The sequence below is a fragment of the Pseudomonas sp. LBUM1647 genome, assembly GCF_059716175.1.
The window spans coordinates 469829-492467 of the sequence record NZ_CP166809.1 but is presented as its reverse complement, the minus strand read 5'-3'; the positions used below and the strand labels follow the sequence as shown (position 1 = coordinate 492467).

The 22639-nt window shown below is 57.6% G+C and carries 13 protein-coding genes and 1 pseudogene; 3 read left to right on the top strand and 11 right to left on the bottom strand.

Going from position 1 to position 22639, the window contains the following annotated elements:
• Positions 1-35 precede the first annotated feature (35 nt).
• Positions 36-683, top strand: coding sequence for a peptide-methionine (S)-S-oxide reductase MsrA (msrA, locus tag ACA059_RS02210; RefSeq protein WP_046045665.1), 648 nt, complete (start codon positions 36-38; stop codon positions 681-683).
• A 126-nt stretch (positions 684-809) separates the two neighbouring features.
• Here msrA and ACA059_RS02205 read toward each other — a convergent pair whose 3' ends face one another.
• The 9 genes from ACA059_RS02205 to putP form a co-directional block, all read right to left on the bottom strand.
• Positions 810-1646 carry a 23S rRNA (adenine(2030)-N(6))-methyltransferase RlmJ gene (locus tag ACA059_RS02205; RefSeq protein ID WP_033055449.1) on the bottom strand — a complete coding sequence of 279 codons (837 nt, stop codon included), beginning with the start codon at positions 1644-1646 and terminating at the stop codon, positions 810-812.
• A 356-nt stretch (positions 1647-2002) separates the two neighbouring features.
• Positions 2003-2326, bottom strand: coding sequence for a hypothetical protein (locus ACA059_RS02200; RefSeq protein ID WP_497632542.1), 324 nt, complete (start codon positions 2324-2326; stop codon positions 2003-2005).
• A gap of 917 nt (positions 2327-3243) precedes the next feature.
• Complete coding sequence (locus ACA059_RS02195; RefSeq protein ID WP_008149669.1) at positions 3244-3660, bottom strand: hypothetical protein; 417 nt, start codon at positions 3658-3660, stop codon at positions 3244-3246.
• On the bottom strand, positions 3660-4076 hold the full coding sequence (locus ACA059_RS02190; RefSeq protein WP_497632541.1) for a hypothetical protein: 417 nt from the start codon (positions 4074-4076) through the stop codon (positions 3660-3662). Before ACA059_RS02190 ends, ACA059_RS02195 begins: the two co-directional genes overlap by 1 nt.
• A 287-nt stretch (positions 4077-4363) precedes the next feature.
• The gene (locus ACA059_RS02185) at positions 4364-4774 is read right to left on the bottom strand and encodes a hypothetical protein (RefSeq protein WP_046056419.1); all 411 of its coding nucleotides are present in this window, start codon (positions 4772-4774) and stop codon (positions 4364-4366) included.
• Between the two features lie 8 nt (positions 4775-4782).
• Positions 4783-9546 (bottom strand): RHS repeat-associated core domain-containing protein, encoded by a 4764-nt coding sequence (locus ACA059_RS02180; RefSeq protein ID WP_497632540.1) that lies wholly within the window; start codon positions 9544-9546, stop codon positions 4783-4785.
• Complete coding sequence (locus tag ACA059_RS02175; RefSeq protein ID WP_497632538.1) at positions 9546-10283, bottom strand: DUF4123 domain-containing protein; 738 nt, start codon at positions 10281-10283, stop codon at positions 9546-9548. The genes ACA059_RS02180 and ACA059_RS02175 overlap by 1 nt, the downstream gene beginning before the upstream one ends.
• The gene (locus ACA059_RS02170; protein WP_497632536.1) at positions 10273-12291 is read right to left on the bottom strand and encodes a type VI secretion system Vgr family protein; all 2019 of its coding nucleotides are present in this window, start codon (positions 12289-12291) and stop codon (positions 10273-10275) included. The genes ACA059_RS02175 and ACA059_RS02170 overlap by 11 nt, the downstream gene beginning before the upstream one ends.
• A gap of 367 nt (positions 12292-12658) precedes the next feature.
• A complete protein-coding gene (gene putP, locus ACA059_RS02165) occupies positions 12659-14143 on the bottom strand; it encodes a sodium/proline symporter PutP (RefSeq protein WP_497632535.1) in 1485 nt (494 codons plus the stop codon).
• Positions 14144-14605: 462 nt separating this feature from the next.
• On the opposite strand from putP, the gene putA reads away from it, so the two are divergent.
• Together putA and ACA059_RS02155 are read left to right on the top strand one after the other, a co-directional pair.
• Complete coding sequence (gene putA, locus ACA059_RS02160) at positions 14606-18559, top strand: trifunctional transcriptional regulator/proline dehydrogenase/L-glutamate gamma-semialdehyde dehydrogenase (protein WP_497632534.1); 3954 nt, start codon at positions 14606-14608, stop codon at positions 18557-18559.
• Positions 18560-18777: 218 nt separating this feature from the next.
• The gene (locus ACA059_RS02155) at positions 18778-20580 is read left to right on the top strand and encodes an acyl-CoA dehydrogenase (protein ID WP_497632533.1); all 1803 of its coding nucleotides are present in this window, start codon (positions 18778-18780) and stop codon (positions 20578-20580) included.
• Positions 20581-20697: 117 nt separating this feature from the next.
• Here ACA059_RS02155 and ACA059_RS02150 read toward each other — a convergent pair whose 3' ends face one another.
• On the bottom strand, positions 20698-21429 hold the full coding sequence (locus ACA059_RS02150; RefSeq protein ID WP_497634619.1) for a methyl-accepting chemotaxis protein: 732 nt from the start codon (positions 21427-21429) through the stop codon (positions 20698-20700).
• Positions 21430-21564: 135 nt separating this feature from the next.
• Positions 21565-22590 (bottom strand): annotated as a pseudogene (locus ACA059_RS02145) (HAMP domain-containing protein); the annotation flags it as partial.
• Positions 22591-22639 lie beyond the last annotated feature (49 nt).

The window sequence follows — 22639 nt, the reverse complement described above, 5'->3', positions numbered from 1 at the left end:
ACAATTTACATTCAACCTGACTGAGGGGACTGATCATGGTCTTGCGCTCGGAAATTCTGGTGAACAAAAACGTGCTCCCGACTAAAGAACAAGCTCTGCCTGGCCGTGAAACCCCAATGACCGTGCCAGAAAAACACTTCGTCCACGACGCCCCGCTGCTGGGCCCGTTCGCGATGGACGTGGATTTCGCAATCTTCGGCCTCGGCTGCTTCTGGGGCGCGGAACGTAAGTTCTGGCAGCGCGAAGGCGTGGTCAGTACGGCGGTGGGCTACGCCGGCGGCTTTACGCCGAACCCGACGTATGAAGAAGTCTGCTCGGGCCTGACCGGCCACAGCGAAGTGGTACTGGTGGTCTACGAGCCGGCAAAAGTCAGCTACGAAGAGCTGTTGAAGATGTTCTGGGAATTGCACAACCCGACTCAAGGCATGCGTCAGGGCAATGACATCGGCACGCAGTACCGTTCGGTGATCTACGCCACCAACCCGACTCAGTTGGCAGCCGCCAAGCACAGCGAGCAAGTGTTCCAGGCCGAGTTGACCAAGGCTGGCAAAGGCACGATCACCACTGAAATCGACGAAGCCCCGACGGTCTACTTCGCCGAGGCCTATCACCAGCAGTACCTGGCGAAAAACCCTGAAGGGTATTGCGGGATTGGCGGCACGGGCGTGACCTGCCCGATCTAAACTCCAAAAAGCAAAAGATCGCAGCCTCGTTTCACTCGACAGCTCCTACAGAGAAATGCATTCCCCCTGTAGGAGCTGTCGAGTGAAACGAGGCTGCGATCTTTTGATCTTGCTCGTCGATTGACCCTATTCGGCAATCAACCAATCCATCTGCCAACCACCCTGGGTCTGCCCAAGCTTCTTGGACAACCACGGCAACAACTCACGCAATTCCTCTTCCAGCCCCCACGGCGGATTCGCAATCGCCAGCCCCGAACCATTCAGGCTGTTCGGCGTATCCAGCGGATGCACCAGCAACTCGACCCGCAACAACTTCGGCGCGCCCGTTCCCGCCAGATCCTGATAAAAACGACGCAACATGCGCTGGTCCTTCACCGGGTACCAGATTGCCGCCACGGTCTGCCGCATCCGGCCAATCGCCTCTTTCAGCGACGCCGCGCAGCGCTGCATCTCATCCAGCTGCTCGAACGGCGGATCAATCAACATCACCGCCCGCTTCTCCTGCACCGGCAACATCGCACGCGGCACATGCCAGCCTTCGCCCAGATGCACCTTCACACGACGGTCGCCCGCCATGTTGTCCTTGAGCAACACACCGTCTTCTGGATGCTTCTCATTGAGCATCACCCGATCCTGCGGCCGCGTCAGCCGCCGCGCCAACTCCGGCGACCCCGGGTAATAGCGCAACTGACCATCCGGGTTCATGTCGTGCAGCACTTTCATGTAATCAGCGGTCAACGCCGGCAGATCCGGCTGATCCCACAAACGCGCAATACCTTCCAGGTACTCACCGGTACGGCTCGCCTGATCACCCTGCAGGTCATACAGACCAATGCCGGCGTGAGTGTCGAGATAGGCAAACGGCTGCTCCTTGCGCGACATCAAAGCGATGATGCGGGTCAAAGTCAGGTGTTTGAACACATCGGCGTGATTGCCGGCATGGAAGGCGTGACGATAATTCATGGCTGCTCCTGCGAAGGGCGGGAAGTTTACCTTGTACGGCGGCGAACGTCAGGACCTCACGGCTGAGCGGGCAGTTGCAGCAACCACAATCCCCGGACGGACACAAAACCTGTGGCGAGGGGGCTTGCCCCCGTTGGGCTGCGAAGCAGCCCCAAAACCTGCAATCCGGTTATGCCTGACACTCCACAACGACCCAGCTTACAGAAACCCCGTGGCGAGGGAGCCTGCTCCCGCTGGGCTGTGAAGCAGCCCCAAAACCAGAGATCCGGTTATGCCTGACACACCGCACTGCCCGGTTTACGACTGCTGCGCAGCCGAGCGGGAGCAAGCTCCCTCGCCACAAAAGCCGACCGGTGCTACTCCGAAGACCGCGCCCGTAACCGCCGCCCAAGAACATCCAGCACATCACACCCATCCCGCAACGGAATGGCACAGAGCAAAGCAAAATCACTAAGGATGAAGGACTGACACTCAATCGAACCGCGCATGGACAAGTTCTCCATCACTTGGGTAACGGCGCGAATTCGGTAGTTGGCAGCGTCATACAAGACATCCAGCGGCGCTTGGGTGTCGACGAACAGGGTTGGCATGTCGTCGCAATTGCTGGTGAGCGCCATGAAACGGCTTTGGGGGTGGGGAATTGGTTTTTCATAGGGTGGATCGGGGTGAAGACTTTTCATAATTGAAACCTCTGGTAGTAAATGGGCGCTACCATCGGCCTTCCTACAGGCTTGGGTGGCAGCTATACGCGGGGTAGGAATATCGAGACCAGAGCAAACTCGACCACGCCGAAGCGTGCCCGCGCACAGCCGCCGCAACTGATCTTACGGACGCACGTTGATGGCCGCAATTCAGGTGTCGACGCCAAAGCGTCCTCTCTAGTCTTTAAGGGTTCCTACACCCCGCCACTGAATTTTCAGTGACCACCAGAGACTATCGAGGGAATGCATTTCGAACCAGTTCATGGAAACCGATACGAGTTGAAGGAAACTTCCGACGACTTTGCCCAGAAATTTCGCTCAAAAAAGCAAACGTGACGAAAGGCTTTACTGAAGCTTGGCTTGATTTAGCCACCTGTTGAATCCACAACCTATAGCTGCGCTCAACAACGACAGAATTCGGCCCAGAGTGTGTAAAAACGTCTGCCACTCTCTTACCGCCAACTTCAAACGGAGCAGAACGCCAAGCTATCAAGATCGATCTCGGCGTAGCTCCCCAAATCGCCCTTGTAGAGACAGATCTTGGATACTCCTAGCTCGGATTGTAAGAACTCAATAAGCTTTCTAAGGTTACCGTTTTTAGACATCGTAGTCGGACGCACTACCGTTGCCTGTCCGGGCTCATCATCGTAAATTCTGATCAGAAACACATCCTCTTCGTTCTGTATTTCGTAGTTGCAACCACGGTACTCATATCCAATATCGTGGTCGACATCATCAAAGCGACTAGATTTCACTATCTTCAAAGCAGCAGTCCGTCAAATATCACTCATCAACATAAATGGTACGGATTTATTTGTTGAGCAAGGAGTTGGAATAACGCGGAAAATCTAGTGCTCATTATTCTGCACCCCGAGCCTTAGTTGAAGTACTAGCCCTCACCAAGTTGAAAAGTCCTCCTGACTCGCTTTATACAGATCATCAACCCACGCTTCGGACAATTTGACGTACACATCCTCAAAAAACGCCTTTGGATCTTTCATTTCATTCCACCCAAGAGGAAGCGAGGAATGAGACCTCGAATCATGTTCCAAAATTTCAGCAAACACACTCGAGTCACCATCAAGAGCCTCTCTCAACACAAAGAACAAAACAAACTTATGCCGATAACTCAACGCTGCGAAGCGTTTGACAATAAACCGGGATATTAAAAATTCTCTATCTGAAGGACACTCAGGATCGTACGCCGACAACTCAACCCCTAGACTCTCCTCGCGATCATATATATCGAACCCACCGAGAAAGTGCTCTACACTTGGATTATATGGAACGTTCAGATACGGATGCATCAGCATTAAATTTTCTCTATCGGATAAAACGCTATAGGCTGCAATGTCTCAAAGTCGAATTTCATTTCAAAGGCATTCATCTGAGGAATGAAACGCGGATTGGCTGGATCTAAAGGATTAGGCTCATATCCCTCACCTACATTTTCAGCCTCCACTCTTACTAACAAATTTCCTTTACTGTCCTCCCCAGTAAAACGAGACATTTTTCTAGTCTCCCTTGTCATCGCTTCATTATAAGCATTCAACTGCGCTCTATGGCTTATAAACCTAGAGCTTGGAACGGCTCTCCATCTCTTGCTTTCACCATGAAGTTCGCAGCTAGTGGTTTGTTGCTGAACAGCAGAAACCGAACTATCTGCCCGATCCCTATACGCAGTTCGCGCCATAGCAATCCATTTTCTAATAGCTATTAATAACGTCATTCTTCAAAAACCGACCATAACGGAACACCATAAAACACTAAAAACGCAAAGAAAAAACAAAAATAAATCCGCCCCCTTTGTTGGTCCTTGCCGATGTGTGGATTCATTTACTTCAATAGCAGATTCGGACGCGAGAACAACAAAGGAAAACGCATCCGGCGTCATACATTCGTTTATACAATCATGCAGCTTTTTCTTCTTCAATAACATTTAACACAAACGAAGCCACCTTTACCCAAAATGCAAATACGGACCACAAGCAACTAAACTAAAAATCACTAAGACTCTTACCAACTCGCTGGATCTTCAAGACTGGCCTTTTGAAGATCCTCTTTCCACTCGATAGTTGCCAACCGATAAATATCTTCAAAAAAAGCTCTCGTATTTTCCATTTCATCCCACCCACAGGGAAATGAGGAGTACGCCTCTGGGTCGTATTTAAAAAGCGACTGAAAGTCGTAGTTTTTATCCTCAAGCGCCTTTTCCAAACACTTATAAAGTAAAAAACGGTGTCGATAGGTACGATTTCTAACCAGACAATACTTGAGTATTAACTCCTCCCTGTCCGACGGGTCATTCGGATTAAATTTCTCCAACTCCTCTCCAAGTGTTTCTTCACGATCATAAATATCGAAACAACCCAAAAAATATGAAGGTGTCGGTATATATGGCTGCTGAGTACCAGGATCAATAAACATAATCTTCCTCACTTGATCGGATATAACGTAAATGGAACGCCAGTATCATCAAACTTCATTTCAAAGCCGTCCAATTTGATAAGCCTTGGATTTTCCTTTGACCTAGTGTTTGGTAGGTATCCCTCCCCGGCACCCGGAAGCCTCATTCTAACGATGTTATTATCCTCTCCGTCCTTCCCCGTATATCGAGACAGCCCTCGCTCAGTCCTCGTTGTTGCAAGAGTGTAAGCCTCGAGCATCAACTCCCAACTGCTAAATCTGGAGCTTGGATTACCACGTTGGTGCCAAGGTCTTCTACCAGTTATCGGATCCGTACCATCAATAGCACGCTGCTTCCACTTAGCATCTGGTACCGCTGGACTATGTTTTCCAACCATATGCATGCCTTGACTGTCGTTTAATCTTTTAACTTCTTTCTCGGCAAGCTCCGCAGCACTTAGGTTGGGCTTCGGCAGCGCCGGCTCACCCCCATCCACCCTAGCGCCAGTCGTATCATCCGGCGCCCCACACCCAGGCTTATTCGGTGGCGGGCAATTCCCGCTCAACCCCAACGGATCAACCCACCCCGTCGGATTCGGCGTGTACTGGTACTGGTTCAGCCCCCCCGCCAACTTGACCGGATCCGGCGTCAGATACCGCCCAACCTCTGGATCATAGTACCGATGCCGGTTGTAGTGCAGGCCGCTCTCAGCGTCGAAGTACTGCCCTTGAAACCTCAACGGTTGCTCGAGTTGCTCTCCCCCACCAAACGCAAGACGCGTGACCTTGCCGTAGGCGTTGTACTTCGCCGACCACACAATCTCGCCGCCAAAACCAGTCAGTTCCTGCGGCGTACCCAGGTGATCGAGCTGGTAATAAAACGGGCAGGCCTTGCGCGGGCCTTTGCCGTCGAGCATGGCCAGTGGACGGAAGCTGCCGGGTTCGTAGAGGTAGCTGCGGTAGTGCTCGCGGCTGCTTTCGGCGATGAGGTTGTCGCCTTCCCAGAAAAACTCGGTGGTGTTGCCGTTGACGGTTTTGCTGATGCGGCGGCCGAAGGCGTCGTAGCGGTAGTTGGTGCTGCGGCCGTCCGGGGTCGTGACGCCGACCAAGCGGTGTTGGCAGTCGTAGCGGTATTCGGTGACGAGTTTTTGCGCGGTACCGCGGCGTTCGCGGATGAGGTTGCCGAAGGCGTCGTAATCATAGTGGCGATCGCCTTGCATTAGCAGGCGGTTGCCTTTGACGGTCGCGGCGCCGGGGCGGTCCTGCATCAGCAGGTTGCCCGCCGGGTCGTGGGCGAAGGTTTCCGGTGGGTCGTCGCGGGTGTGGCGGACGCGGGTCAGGCGGTTGAGCGGGTCGTATTGGTAATTGCGTTGGCCGTGACGGGTGTCGGCGATGCTGTCGAGATTGCCGTTGGCACTGTAGGCATAGTCGCGGCGATACAGCGTTTGGTGCTGTTGGCTGACAGCGTGGGCCTTCAATCGGCCCTGATCGTCGTAGGCATATTCGCTGAGCAGTTGCCCCTGCTGGCGTTGCTGTTCGCGGCCGAAGGCGAATTGGTGGGTGGTGAGTCGCGCGCCGTTGAGGTAGATGGCCGTCAGCGCACCGCCCTTGGCGTGGTGGTAATCGAGTTTGCTGCCGTCCGGCAGGCGCAGACGATTGAGTTGGCCGCAGGCGTCGTAGGCATAACGCAGCGTGCCCCAGCCTTGGTGTTCGCTGATCAGCCGGTCCTGCTGGTCGTACTCGAATTCCAGCGGATGGTCGTAGCCATCGTCGACGCTGACCAGGCGGCCGAGGCTGTCGTAGCGGTATTCAACCTTGATGCCGTCGGGCAGGGTTTTGACCAGTAGCCGCCCGGCGGAGTCCCGCTGATAAGCCGTCACCAGCTGCGAACCGTCCTCGCCAAACTCGGTTTTCTCCAGCAGCTGGCCGTTGAGGTCGTAGGCGTACGCCGTGCGTTGGCCGTCGAATCCGGTTTCCTGTCGGATCAAGCCATTGGGCGTGTAGTCCAGCTGATATTTTTCGCCGGATTCGTTTTCGATTTCCGTGAGCAACAGCTGCGCGTTGTCGTAGCGGTACTTCAGCTGGGTGCCGTCGGCATTGATACGGCGGCTGACCAGGTGCAGGTCGTCGATGTATTCGTAGCGGGTGACGCGGCCCAGTTCATCGCGTTCCGCGGTGATTTTGCCGTAGGCGTTGTAGCTGAACGCACGGCTCGCGCCGGTAGGCAAAGTCGTCTGGATCAGTCGTCCAACGGCATCCCATTGGTACTGGGTGACGGCACCGTGTTCGTCCTGACGGGTAATCTGCCGCCCCAACGCATCGTAGGAAAACCGCCGCTGACCACCGTCCGGCAAGGTCTCTTCGAGCAGTTGCCCCAAGCCATTCCAGACGAAGACATGCCGACTGTTGTCCGGGTAACGGATCGACAGCAGCTGACCTTTTTCGTCGTAGTGATAGTGAGTGACATGACCGTCAGGATCGGTCGCTTCGGTGATGTCGCCCTGAGCATTGCGCTGATATTTCCAGACGGCTTTGCCGCGAAACCGTGCGTGCAGGAAACCGTTGCGATATTCGTAGGCCGTCGGCTCGTCTTCCGGCGGAATCAGCGCAACCAATCGTCCGATTTCGTCGTAACGGTATTCGGTGACGGCGCCGAGCGGGTCTTGCTCGGCAATCAGCCGCCCGTTGTCGTCATAAGCCTTGAGGTGCTCACCACCATCCAGCTCGACCTTGCGCACCAGCCGCGCCCGGTCGTCGTGGACGTAAACCTCTTCACTGCCGTCGATGTTCTGGACGGTGACACTGCCCTCGTCATCCCAAACGTAACGCGTGTCCATCTGCGAAAACGACGCCCAATGGCGGACACATCGTGCGGCCTTGCCGGACCTTTCCCACTCCCAGAAGAAACTCGCCCCACCGGTCAGTTGCCGCTGCAGGATGACCTGCTTTTCGTCGTAGTCGTAACGCTCGCTTTCGCCGGCGGCGTTGGTCGCTTCGATCAGTTGATCGCGTTCGTCGTAGTGATACGTGACCAGCGTCTGTTCGGTGTGCCAGGCCTCGTCGAGGGTGTCGGCCGGATGAAAGCGCTGATACTCGACGGCGACCAAATGGTTGAGGTCATAGCGCAATAGCAACGCGCGGCCAGCGCCATTGTCGAGGCGTTTGATGCGGTCTTGTCGATCGCGGGTGATGCGCAGACGGTTGTCGTACGCGTCGCTGATCGCCGTCAACCGACCGTTATGAAAGTGATAGAACCGCGCGTCGTCACCCGCCTGGGCGAGGATCAATTCCTCGGGTTCATCGCCGAGATAAATCGCTGCCCGCGACAGGCTGTTGTGGATCGCCGGGCGTTCGCTGTTTGGCAGCGGGAAAGTGGTGCGACGGTTTTCGTGGTCGATCCAGACGACGCTGTCGCCGTCGATCTCCAGTCGATGGGAGAGCGAATGGCTCCAGCCGAAACCGAGGCCGCAGTCGATCTCGGCGGCGCTGGTGCGGTAGAGCCGGGTGAAGTCGAACGGCAAAATCCCGTCCAGCGCACCGTCGGTGAGGGTCAGCAGTTCTTCGCCGGTGACCATCGAGACCGGGCATTTGTTGGTGGCGGTTTTATCAACGGAATCGGCGCTGTCGCCGTTGGGGTTTTTCGCTTGATCCGGGACGTTGTCGTGGTGTTCGTTTGGCTTGAGCGTGGTATTGCGCTTGGCATCCCAGCGCAGCTGCATGCGCCCTTTTTTCAGACCCGCAGCCAAACCGCGCGCGGCGACCGATTTGTATTGGTCGACGTACTTCATGAAGGTGTTGAGGATATTGAAAACAGCCTCGACGAAGCGCGTAGCCAGACCGGCGAGCACCTTTCCGTACTTGATTCCACGAAGTTTCAAATAGGCTACGGCGGCGGGCATGCCGACACCCGTGAGAGCCAGCGCCGAAGCAATCAGAATGTCGATCAGTACCGAGACAATGGCATGGCTGGCAGCCTCTGCTGTGGTACCCGCAATTTCGCTAGACGGTAACGCCGAAAACCAAAGAGTCGCGGCACGAAACAGCAGGCAAAGCGCCGCTTCATCGCTGGCCAGCAACATGGCTTTTTCCATCGCGGCGGGTGATTGCTCCGCCAGATCGATAAGTTGCTGCGCACTGCTGCCGAGCCGTTCAAGGTGGGCACCAGGATTTTTAAGGATTTCAAAGACGAGGTTCAGGCCATCCCAAACACCCATGACTGCTGCCCAACTTCCCGCCAGCATTCCGTTGCCAGCGGTCGCAAAAGTCGACTGTGACCATTGCGGTTTAAACCCTTCCCATTCTTTGCGCAGCCACCCTTCCAACTCTTGGGTCAGGCCATCGTAGGAAGAGAAAAGATCATCAACTTGCTGCGGTGTGACTTCGCTGTGGACGTGTATGCGGTAGAACTTGCCCTCGTCCCCCTTGAACGTCCCTTTGCCATTTTCATCAAGCGTGACAGACGTTGTTTTACCGCCGTCGATAGCAATCACATCAACCTGGATACTCCCCACGGGAATGTCATAAACCGATTCAAACTTGCTCTCGATCTCTAGCTTTCCACCCTTCGGGCATTGCACCACGGAAGAGAAAAAATCGTCGTCACCACTGCTCACCGCAGTGCTGGCATCTCCGAACTTGATGATCCGCTCCATGCCCATTAGCGAAGGCAAATCAGCGGCGCGGCTGGCCTTGTCCGCCGCTTGGCTAAACCAGTGCTTGAGCTGCTCACGGTAGAGGGACAGGGTGTCTTTGAAACCATCGAGCTCCTGCTCAATCCGTACGATCTGATCCATCAGTTCAGCTCCGCCATCAGGTATTCCACTAAGGCTGTTTTGGGTGCTTGAGGCAGGTCCGCCGCTTCCAGAAAGATCGCGACTTTGTGCCGCAATACGTTTTGCGAAAACGCCTCATGAAGATCAGGTCGGTCTTCACTCAACCACTTCAGCAAGTTGTTGATGCGAGTAGTCGCGGACTCGGCAGCGAGGTGTTTAAGCAGCGATTCAGAAACTTCCCACCACGGAAAAACCCGGGAACTGTTCAGCGCTTGGCCACCGATTTCGAGCGATTGGCCATTGATCAAACAGCGCCCGATCACCGGCATCAGCTGCGTAGCGTTAACCTCGGCCGACTGAAGAATCGGCAACAAATATCGCCCATCCCAGAAGCGGAAAAACACCGCAATACCGTTGGGCAACAGGACTTGAGTGAGGCTGCGAAGATGCTCGACCAACACCTCCTGAGGGGCAGAAGAAACCACCAGCCAACCCCAATCGCGAAACTCGGTGCTGGCAACCCACTCCAGAAACTCACTACCCGCAGCGACGATTCCGACATAGGGCATTACCGGTTCCCACTCGGCGTAAGCAGTGTCTGCCCAGATCGGACTGGGTGCTTGAGCGGCAATCGAACGCTGCCAGGCTTTAAACGGTTCAGCGGCGCTCGCGCTGCTGAAAATCGCGAACAACTGCTCGGAAGGTTTGAGCGGTTGGCGATCCAACCAGGCGTGGGGTGACAAGGCATCAGGCTGCACAGACACCCTCCTTGCAACGCTCACACTCCTCACAAAACGGCGCGTCGCTTTTCAGGCTCAGAATCTGTGCGGCACTTAGCAGCGCCGCCGGGGCGGCGGCGAGTTTCAATGGCGTATCCGGCAAGGCCGGCGCAGCTGCCATGGCTGGCATCAACGCGCCCCCCACCTGAATCGGTACGCTGCTGAAAATCCCGCCGGGACCAATATTGATCCACTGCCCGCCCGCCTGAATCGTCGCGCTGGCCCCGCCGTCGATCACCACTTGCTGACCGGCGCTGACATGGAATTGCTGACTGGCATTCAGCGCCTGACTGGTCACTCGAATGTGTCGGTCACCCACGACCACCAGATGATCATCCAGCTTCACCTCGGTCTGGCGCTGGCCATGGGTGATGCGTTGCTCGTCGGCCTTCAGCTCATGGCGAGCAATACCGGTGACGACAATGCTGCGGGCGTTATCGACCTGCACCTGTTGATCATTCAGTACGTGCTGAGTCCAGTTTCGCTGGGCGCGCAGGTAGATTTCCTCGGCACCTTTGCGATCCTCGATGCGCAATTCGTTGTAACCACCGCCACCGGGACTGCTCTGGCTGCGGAAAATGCTACGGGTCTTATCGGCGGGAAGATCGAGCGGCACTGGGGTTGCGGCGTTAGGCAGGCAACCCATCACCAGCGGTTTATCGGCATCGGCGTCGACGAATCCCACCAGCACTTCCATGCCGACTCGCGGGATCATCACGCTGCCATAACGGTCGTGCGCCCAGCCGGTGGCGACGCGCAGCCAGCAACTGGAGTGTTCATCGAGCTGACCGTCGCGATCCCAGGCCAGCTGAACCTTGACCCGACCGAACTCGTCGCAATGGATTTCACTGTCGGTCGGGCCGGTGACCACGGCAGGTTGATAGCCGAGCATGCGTGGTTTTTCCGGCCCCAGCGGTGGACGAAACGAAACGTCCCACGGTGTTGCCAGAAAGGTATTGCTATAGCCCTGGAAATCATCCGGGCCGTCGCTGGTGGCGGATTCTTCCAGTACTTGTGGCTGCCGGCCGCGATGTTGGATTTCAGTGATCAGCCACAAGTCATTCCACGCCTGACGCGGATGCTCGGCGAGGTGCAGGAAATGGCCGCTGACCAATGCGGAATCATCACCTTTGCCTTCAGCCTGACGGAAGTCTGCGTTGTGGCGTTCGAGTGCCCGTTGGGCCAGATGCTTGCCGTGTTCGCGGTTGGTGAATTGGCCAGGAAAGTGATAGTCCTCAAGCACCGGTCGCAGCTCACTGTCGAGGCGGCTTTCAAGTTGCAGGCGAGGTTTTTTGAAGTCGTAGTCGCGACGGGTTACCGCTGTCGTCCGGGTTTCCAGTCGCACGTTGAAACGTTTGATGGCCGGCGCATCCGCCGCCATTCCGCTGCCCGGCAGGTATAGCGTCGGCTCGGGCAGTCGAGGGAAAACCGTCTGGTCATCACCAAACACCAAGAGGTGCCCGTCGAGGCTGTGCTGAAAGTGGTAGTGAATACCGATCTCGGCGCACAGCCGCTGGATGAACGCCAGATCGCTTTCGGCGTATTGCACGCAGTACTCGCGAGGGGAGTAGTCGCTGCCGAGCCAAAACTCGAAGGCATCGCGCTGGATGCCGTGATCCTTGAGGACCTGCGTGATGATCGCCGGCACGTTTTTGTGCTGGAAAATTCGCTGATTGATGCGCTGACCGAGGTAGGCCAGACGCGGTACGAGACTGATTTGGTAACCCGTCAGGCGTTGTCCGGAATCGCTTTGGCCAACGCGAAAAATCTGACCATGAATGCCGGAACCCTGCGCATCAAAACTCAGAAAGGCCTGACGATGCAGCAGGCTTTCGAGTTCGATGTCGGGCCGTTCGCTGACCAGTTCCAGGTCAAAACGGTAGGGCTGGCTGATGGCTTCCTTGCCCGTGAACTCAAGCACCTTGAGCTCATTCTGGACGCCTTCGATCGTCAGCGTGAAACGCGGTTGATTGGCAGGAGCGAACATCCGATGTGTCTCTGCAGAATGAAGGCGGGCGATTCTGCATGAGCGACAAGGGGTGTTGATGGAGGGGAAGGAAAATCAGATTTGGCCTACGTGTTCTGGAGATTCTCCCTTCAGAAAACAGTGTATTTGGCTACAGACAACTCCTTCAAAACCATCGCGTCCCCCTGTGGGAGCGAGCTTGCTCGCGATAGCGTCGGGTCTGTAGACATTAATGTTGAATGATCAACCGCTATCGCGAGCAAGCTCGCTCCCACAGGGATCTTCAACATCTCGGGTCTGGCGCCAACCCAAAAAAAACGGCCCGCGTCCAAAAGGACGCGGGCCGTTTTCATGTTCGGCGAAAGATCAGAGCATCAGCTCATCCCGATCACTTGTTCAGGCGGAAATCTGCCTCGGCAGCGGCGAAGCGCTGCAGCATGCCGTGAGTCGGCGAGCCCAGTTTGCTGACGATGTAGATCGCCAGGCTGGCGAAGATGAAACCAGGAATGATTTCGTACAGGCCCAGCAGTTCGAAGTGCTTCCAGACGATCACGGTGATCGCGCCGACCAGGATGCCGGCCAGTGCGCCGTTGCGGGTCATGTCTTTCCAGATCACGGAGATCAGGACAACCGGACCGAACGCAGCACCGAAACCAGCCCAGGCGTAGCTGACCAGACCCAGTACACGGTTTTCCGGGTTAGCCGCCAGAGCGATAGCGATCAGGGCAACCAGCAGCACCATGGCACGGCCGACCCAGACCAACTCGACCTGGGAAGCGGTTTTACGCAGGAAGGTTTTGTAGAAGTCTTCGGTCAGGGCGCTCGAGCACACCAACAGTTGGCAGCTCAGGGTGCTCATCACAGCAGCCAGAATGGCCGACAGCAAGATACCGGCGATCCATGGGTTGAACAGGATTTTGGCCAGTTCGATGAACACACGCTCGTGGTTTTCGCTCACTGGCATTGCCACGGCAGGGTTTGCCGAGAAGTAGGCAATACCGAAGAAGCCTACAGCCACGGTGCCGCCCAGGCACAGGATCATCCAGGTCATGGAGATGCGACGGGCGTTAGCGATCGACTTGACCGAATCCGCGGCCATGAAACGCGCCAGGATGTGCGGCTGGCCGAAGTAGCCCAGGCCCCAGCCCATCAGCGAGATGATGCCGATGAAGGTGGTGTTTTTCAGCATGTCGAAGTTGCTTGCGTCTTGCGCTTCGATGGCCAGGAACGTGGTGTCGACGCCGCCGGTAGCCAGCAGCACGATGATCGGCGTCAGCAACAGGGCGAAGATCATCAGCGTGGCTTGTACGGTGTCAGTCCAGCTCACTGCCAGGAAACCGCCAACGAAGGTGTAGGCAATCGTCGCCGCAGCACCGGCCCACAGCGCCGTCTCGTAGGACATGCCGAAGGTGCTTTCAAACAGACGGGCGCCAGCCACGATGCCGGATGCGCAGTAAATGGTGAAGAACACCAGGATCACGACTGCAGAGATGATCCGCAGCAGGCCGCTTTTGTCTTCGAAACGGCTGGAGAAGTAATCCGGGAGAGTCAGCGCATCACCGTTGTGCTCGGTCTGCACGCGCAGACGGCCGGCAACGAACAGCCAGTTCAGGTAAGCACCGATGATCAGACCGATGGCGATCCAGCTTTCGGAGAGACCGGACATGTAGATAGCGCCCGGCAGGCCCATCAACAACCAGCCGCTCATGTCGGAGGCACCGGCGGACAATGCAGTCACGACGCTGCCCAGGCTGCGGCCGCCCAGAATGTAGTCAGAAAGGTTGTTGGTGGAGCGATAGGCCATGAAGCCGATCAGCACCATTGCTGCGATGTAGATCACGAACGTGATCAAGGTTGGATTGCTTACGCTCATTAAGTGTCGCCCTGGCTTTGTTTTTATGTAGCGGCGGCTGGTGAACCGCGCGCAAACGATGACGTTTGACAGACGATTCGGGATCCCGCGCATTTATGACTGATGTTTCCCCAGGAAAGCCATCAGCCGGTGCACCGGTCTTTTTTGACCGGTTGCACCTTGGGCGCGAATGCTATTCAACAAAGCAAATAAGGTGCAACCAGTTTCTTGAGAATAAGTTGCACCTAGTCGGATTTTTCCGGAAAAACCCTGTTTTTGCTCCCTTTTAGCGCAGTCCTGGCAGTTTACTAGAAGCAAAAGCACCAAGCAGGAGCGGTACGTTCGTACCGGAATTTAATTCCTGACGAGCTGCTTATAAATCCGACAAAAAAAGGGTTGCACCCGGTTGCACCTCGACGGTTGCACGGCTAATCTTGCCGCCAGCTGATGCCACGCGGTCGTGGCAAACATGAGGATAAAAATATGGCTACCACCACCCTTGGGGTCAAACTTGACGACCCGACCCGCGAGCGCCTCAAGGCTGCCGCGACCTCGATTGATCGCACGCCGCACTGGCTGATCAAGCAGGCAATTTTCAATTACCTGGAAAAACTCGAGGGTGGTGCAACCCTGACCGAGCTGAGCGGCCTGATCAGCAAAGACGCTGACGACGCCGGTGAAGTCCACGCTGACCACGCACACCAGTGCTTCCTGGAGTTCGCCGAAAGCATCCTGCCGCAATCGGTCCTGCGCGCCTCGATCACCGCCGCTTACCGTCGCCCTGAGCCGGAAGTGGTGCCGATGCTGATCGAACAGGCTCGCCTGCCGATTGCCATGGCCGAAGCCACCAACAAGCTGGCCGCCTCGATTGCCGAGAAACTGCGCAATCAGAAGAGCGCCGGCGGCCGTGCCGGGATTGTTCAGGGCCTGTTGCAGGAATTTTCCCTGTCGTCCCAGGAAGGCGTGGCGCTGATGTGCCTGGCCGAAGCGCTGCTGCGCATCCCGGACAAAGGCACGCGTGACGCACTGATCCGCGACAAAATCAGCACCGGCAACTGGCACCCGCACTTGGGCAACAGCCCGTCGCTGTTCGTCAACGCTGCCACGTGGGGCTTGTTGCTGACCGGTAAACTGGTCGCCACCCACAACGAAGCCGGCCTGACTTCATCCTTGAGCCGCATTATCGGCAAGAGCGGCGAGCCGATGATCCGCAAGGGCGTCGACATGGCCATGCGCCTGATGGGCGAGCAGTTCGTGACCGGCGAAACCATCGCCGAAGCCCTGGCCAACGCCAGCAAGTTCGAAGCCAAAGGCTTCCGCTATTCCTACGACATGCTGGGTGAAGCCGCACTCACCGAGCACGACGCCCAGAAATACCTGGCTTCGTACGAACAAGCCATCCACTCGATCGGCAAAGCATCCCACGGTCGTGGGATTTATGAAGGCCCGGGCATTTCCATCAAACTGTCGGCACTGCACCCGCGTTACAGCCGTGCGCAGTACGAGCGCGTGATGGACGAGCTGTACCCGCGCCTGCTGTCGCTGACCCTGCTGGCCAAGCAATACGACATTGGCCTGAACATCGACGCCGAAGAAGCCGACCGCCTCGAGCTGTCGCTGGATCTGCTGGAGCGCCTGTGCTTCGAGCCGCAACTGACCGGCTGGAACGGCATCGGTTTCGTGATCCAGGCTTATCAAAAGCGTTGCCCGTATGTGATCGACTACGTGATCGACCTGGCTCGCCGCAGCCGTCATCGCCTGATGATCCGCCTGGTAAAAGGCGCGTACTGGGACAGCGAAATCAAGCGCGCCCAGGTCGAAGGCCTGGAAGGCTATCCGGTCTACACCCGCAAGGTGTACACCGACGTTTCCTACATCGCCTGCGCCCGCAAACTGCTGTCGGTGCCGGAAGTTATTTATCCGCAGTTCGCCACGCATAACGCCCATACCCTGTCGGCCATTTACCATATCGCCGGTCAGAACTATTACCCCGGTCAGTACGAGTTCCAGTGCCTGCACGGCATGGGTGAACCGTTGTACGAACAGGTTGTAGGCAAAGTTTCCGAAGGCAAGTTGAACCGTCCGTGCCGCGTGTACGCACCGGTCGGTACTCACGAAACACTCTTGGCGTACCTGGTACGTCGCCTGCTGGAAAACGGTGCGAACACCTCGTTCGTCAACCAGATCGCCGATCAGTCCATCTCGATTCAGGCGCTGGTGGCCGATCCAGTGGCCAGCATCGAGCAGATGGCGACGCTGGAAGGCGGCTTCGGCCTGCCACACCCGCGTATCCCGCTGCCGCGTGATCTTTATGGTGCCGAGCGCGCCAACTCCAGCGGCATCGACATGGCCAACGAACATCGTCTGGCTTCGCTGTCCTGTGCTTTGCTGGCAACCGCTCATAACAACTGGAAAGCGGCGCCGATCCTCGGTTGCGCCTCCAGCACTGAAACCCCTGCGCCAGTCCTGAACCCGTCCGATCTGCGTGACGTGGTCGGTCATGTGCAGGAAGCGACCGTCGAAGACGTCGATAACGCGATCCAGTGCGCCCTGAATGCTGCGCCAATCTGGCAGGCCACTCCGCCCGCCGAACGCGCCGCGATCCTGGAACGTGCCGCCGATTTGATGGAAGGCGAGATCCAGCCGCTGATGGGCCTGCTGGCTCGCGAAGCCGGCAAGACCTTCGCCAACGCCATCGCCGAAGTGCGTGAAGCCGTGGACTTCCTGCGTTATTACGCGGTGCAGGCGCGCAACGATTTCACCAACGACGCCCACCGCCCACTGGGTCCGGTGGTGTGCATCAGCCCGTGGAACTTCCCGCTGGCCATCTTCAGTGGTCAAGTCGCTGCGGCACTGGCCGCCGGTAACCCGGTATTGGCCAAGCCTGCGGAACAAACCCCGCTGGTGGCGGCTCAAGCCGTGCGTTTGCTGCTCGAAGCCGGGATTCCGGAAGGCGTGCTGCAACTGCTACCGGGCCGTGGCGAAACCGTTGGCGCTCGCTTGGTCGGTGACGATCGGGTTAAAGGCGTGATGTTCACCGGCTCCACCGAAGTCGCTCGTTTGCTGCAACGCAACGTCGCCGGTCGCCTGGATGCTCAAGGTCGCCCGATTCCGCTGATCGCCGAAACCGGTGGCCAGAACGCGATGATCGTCGACTCTTCGGCACTGACCGAACAGGTTGTGATCGACGTGGTGTCGTCGGCCTTCGACAGCGCCGGCCAGCGTTGCTCGGCGCTGCGGGTGCTGTGCCTGCAGGAAGATTCCGCTGACCGTGTCATCGAAATGCTTAAAGGTGCCATGGCTGAATGCCGTCTCGGTAACCCTGAGCGCCTGTCCGTAGACATCGGCCCGGTGATCGACGCCGAAGCCAAGGCAGGTATCGAGAAGCACATCCAGGGCATGCGCGACAAAGGTCGCAGCGTGTACCAGGTGGCAATCGCCAATACCGAAGAAGTCAAACGCGGCACCTTCGTGATGCCGACGTTGATCGAGCTGGAAAGCTTCGACGAACTGCAACGGGAGATCTTCGGTCCGGTGCTGCACGTGGTTCGCTACAAGCGTAAAGACATCGATCAGTTGATCGGTCAGATCAACGCTTCCGGTTACGGCCTGACGTTGGGCGTGCACACTCGCATCGACGAGACCATCGCCAAGGTGATCGACAACGTCAACGCCGGTAACGTCTACGTGAACCGCAACATTGTCGGTGCCGTGGTTGGCGTGCAGCCGTTCGGTGGCGAAGGCCTGTCGGGTACTGGTCCGAAAGCCGGCGGTCCGTTGTACCTGTACCGTCTGTTGTCGACACGTCCTACTGATGCAATCGAACAATCCTTCGCTCGCGGTGATGCCATCGCGGCACCGGACGTTCGTCTGCGTGACGCCATGAGCAAACCGCTGAAGGCCCTGCAAGCCTGGGCTGACAGCAACAAGTTTGCCGACCTGAGCACCCTGTGCGTGCAGTTCGCGGCGCAATCGCAAAGCGGGATCACCCGTGTTCTGGCAGGCCCGACCGGCGAGCGCAACAGCTACGCCATCCTGCCGCGCGAACACGTGCTGTGCCTGGCGGAAGTCGAAGGCGATCTGCTGACGCAACTGGCGGCGGTATTGGCGGTAGGCGGTTCGGCGGTATGGCCGGAAGCTGAATTGACCAAGGCATTGTTCGCACGTCTGCCGAAGGAAGTTCAGGCGAAGATCAAGCTGGTTTCCGACTGGAGCAAGGACGAAGTGCTGTTTGATGCGGTTCTGCATCACGGCCATTCCGATCAGCTGCGTGCGGTCTGCCAGCAAGTGGCCAAGCGTGCCGGTGCGATTGTTGGGGTTCATGGTTTGTCGCAAGGCGAGATCAACATTGCGTTGGAGCGCCTGGTGATCGAGCGGGCGTTGAGCGTTAACACTGCTGCGGCGGGTGGTAATGCGAGCTTGATGACGATCGGTTAAATCGCAACAAAACCGGGCATCCGCAATGGGTGTCCGGTGTTTTAGAAGCAAGATCAAAAGATCGCAGCCTTCGGCAGCTCCTACAGGGGATCGTGTTTCTCTGTAGGAGCTGCCGAAGGCTGCGATCTTTTGCTTCTCCATCACCAAGATCAATCATCCTGTTCACCCCGCCCTCCCCACGCCTAGACTCGGTCCATCCCCAAAAAAGGTAGGCCGCCATGTCCGAGACGTTGCTCAGTTCCCGCAATCTGGCTTTCGAGCTGTATGAAGTCCTCGATGCCGAGGGCCTGACCCAGCGTGAGCGTTTCGCCGAGCACAACCGCGAGACCTTCGACGCCGCCATCGGCACCGCCCGCAACATCGCCGAGAAGTTCTTTGCTCCGCATAACCGCAAGGGCGACGAGAACGAGCCGCGCTATGAGGACGGTCAGGCAATTCTGATTCCGGAAGTGAAACCGGCGGTGGATGCCTTCCTTGAAGCCGGTTTCCTCAACGCTGCGCGCAGTTTCGATGCGGGCGGGATGCAACTTCCTACGCTGTTGTCCCAGGCCTGCTTTGCGCATTTTCAGTCGGCCAACGCGGCGTCGACCTCTTATCCGTTCCTGACCATGGGCGCGGCGAACCTGATCGAAAGCTTTGGTACCGAGGAGCAAAAACAGCGCTTCCTGCAACCGATGATCGACGGCCGCTTCTTCGGCACCATGGCGCTGACCGAACCGCATGCCGGCTCGTCGCTGTCGGATATTCGTACCCGCGCAGAGCCTGCGTCTGACGGCACCTATCGCCTGAAGGGCAACAAGATCTTTATTTCTGGCGGTGATCACCCGCTGTCGGAAAACATCGTGCACATGGTGCTGGCCAAGCTGCCGGATGCACCGGCCGGAGTGAAGGGTATTTCGCTGTTCATCGTGCCCAAGTTTCTGGTCAACGATGACGGCAGCCTGGGCAAACGCAACGATGTGTTGCTGGCCGGGCTGTTCCACAAGATGGGCTGGCGCGGCACCACCTCCACCGCGCTGAACTTCGGCGATAACGGCGAGTGTGTCGGCTACCTGGTGGGCAAGCCTCATCACGGCTTGAGCTACATGTTCCAAATGATGAACGAAGCGCGGATCGGCGTCGGCATGGGCGCGGTGATGCTCGGTTACGCCGGTTATCTGTACTCCCTGGAGTACGCCCGCGAGCGTCCCCAAGGTCGCGTGCCGGACAGCAAAGACCCGAACACCGCGCCAGTGGCGATCATTCAGCACGCCGACGTCAAACGCATGCTGCTGACCCAGAAAGCCTACGTCGAAGGCTCGTTCGACTTAGGGTTGTACGCGGCACGGTTATTCGATGACACCACGACCCTTGAGACTGAAGCCGAGCGCAAACAGGCCCATGAACTACTGGATTTGCTGACACCAATCGTCAAATCCTGGCCGTCGGAGTTTTGCCTGAAGGCCAACGAACTGGCGATCCAGATACTCGGCGGCCATGGCTACACCCGCGAATACCCGGTGGAGCAGTATTACCGCGACAACCGTCTTAACCCGATTCACGAAGGGACTCACGGCATTCAATCGCTTGACTTGCTCGGCCGCAAACTGGCACAGAACGGTGGTGCGGGGCTCAAGCAATTGATCCGTCTGATTGCCGATACCGCCGAGCGCGCTCAAGCGTATGAATCGTTGACCACGCTGCGTGAGCCGTTGGAGAAATTGGTGGCGCGTCTACAAACCGTGACCATTGGTTTGCTGACGGATTTGGGGCAAGGCAAGGTTAATAGCAGCCTGGCGAACTCGGCGCTGTACCTGAAAGTGTTCGGGCACACGGTGATTGGCTGGCGCTGGCTGGAGCAGGCGATTCGCGCTGAGGAAGGGTTGGCCAAAGGGAATGTGGCGGATGTGAGCTTCTATAAAGGCAAGCTGCAGGCGGCGCGGTATTTCCTGACGTGGGAAGTGCCGGGTTGCCACCATGAATTGGCGATTCTTGAGGCTCGGGATGATGTGTGCCTTGGGATGCAGGATGAGTGGTTTTGATCAGCAGAAGATCGGTGTAACGGCCACAAAAAAGATCGCAGCCTGCGGCAGCTCCTACATGAGAATACGTTTCCCTGTAGGAGCTGCCGCAGGCTGCGATCTTTTGATCTTGAGCTTTTAGCTCAGACGAAACCCACCCACTTGCCGCGCCAAATCATCCGCCAATCGCTGCAACGTCTGACAGTCCTCACGGCAAGCCCTGACTTCCCCCGCCGTCGCGCGAGCCAGATCAGAAATCCCCTGCACATTCCGGTTGATCTCTTCCGTCACCGCCGACTGCTCTTCCGTCGCCGCCGCCACCTGATGGTTCATGTCGCTGATGCGCTCCACCTGCCCGGTAATCGCCGTTAACGACGCCCCGGTGCGCTGGCTCGACTCGACGCCCGTGCCGGTCGCCGCTTGCCCGGAATGCATCGACGACACCGCGTTCTCCGCGCCTTGCTTGAGGCTGCCAATCATCTGCTGAATCTCATCAGTCGACGACTGCGTCCGCCGCGCCAACGTCCGCACCTCATCCGCCACGACCGCAAACCCACGGCCCATGTCCCCGGCCCGCGCCGCTTCGATGGCCGCGTTGAGCGCGAGCAAATTGGTCTGCTCGGAAATGCCACGAATCACTGCCAGCACCTGATCGATGGACGCCACCTGATGGGCCAACTCGCCCACCGCACTGGCAGCGAGGCCGATTTCATCGGACATGCTTTCAATATGCCGGATCGACCCGCCCACCACTTCCCGCGCCTGCATCGCCTCATCCCGGGCAGTTTGTGAAGCCACCGCAGCGTTGCCGGCGTTCTGGGCGATTTCCTGCACGGTCAGACCCATTTCGTGGACGGCGGTGGCGACCATGTCGGTCATTTCCTGCTGCCGGCCGGAACGCTCTGCGGTGTTGTCCACCACCCGCGCCACCTGGCCGACTGCCGTACGTAAACGCTCGCTGGTGGTCAGCACTTCGCCGATCATGTCGCGCTGGCTTTCAAGGAATCGATTGAAGCCGCGAGCCAGGTCACCCAGTTCATCGGCGCGACTGGAATCTAACCTGTGGGTCAAATCTCCACCACCGCTACCGATGGCTACCAGCGCCGCTGTTACCTGACGGATCGGCCGCACCAATCCACGGGCCAACAGCACCACCAGCAACAGGCACACCAGCGCCACCGCCAGACCAATGCCGCTGCTCATCCACATCGCGCGGCGGGCTTCAGCATAGATCTGCGACTGCGGCACTTCGGCCACCAGGGTCCAGCCCAAGTCCCGCAACGGCAGGCTCAGCGCCAGAAAATCTTCGCCATCACGATCGAAGCTGCTGTGGGTGGCAGTTTGTTGGCCCATGACGGCTTGCGCTGCCGGGGCGCCAATCTGTTCGGCCAAGGAGCGTTTGCCGCTGAACTGCGCTTCGGGGTGAACCTGGATCAAACCGTCGGAACGCACGAGATAGACCTTGCCGCGCTCACCGAAGTTAAAGTTGTGGATCAGCTCCGACAGCTCTTTCATGCTCAGGCCAAGCCCGGCAACGCCCACGACTTTGCCGGCCTGCTCGACCTTGAGGTCGATGAACAGCGCCAACTCTCCGGTCGCGGTGTCATTGTCGATATTGAGGGTGCGCGGCTGATTGCTGTCGAGAAACGAATAGAACCAGGCGTCTTTGGGGTTGGAACGGCTGAGGGTCCGGTCCAGGCCTTTTTCGGTGAAGTAGTGGTTTGAAGCTGTGCCGACGATCAGCGCAGTAAAGGCTTTGTGCTCGGCGCGGATGCCTTCCAAATACTCCACGAACGTGGCGGTCTGAGCACTGTTTTCACCCCCGGCCAACCAGTCGCGCACCATGCTATTGCTGGCGATGTCCTTGGCGGCGGTGAGGGGTTGAACGAGGATTCGCTCGATGTCGTTGCGCATCGCTTCGATGCTCGACGGTAGCGCTTGTTCGACCAGATAGCGCTCGGCGAGGCGGTTGACCACGAGGGTATAAATGCCAACCACGATCAGAATACTGACCAGCAGGGCGGTGCCCATGCTCAGGATCAACTGCCATTGAATACTGCGTCGCCAGAACTGCATGGAG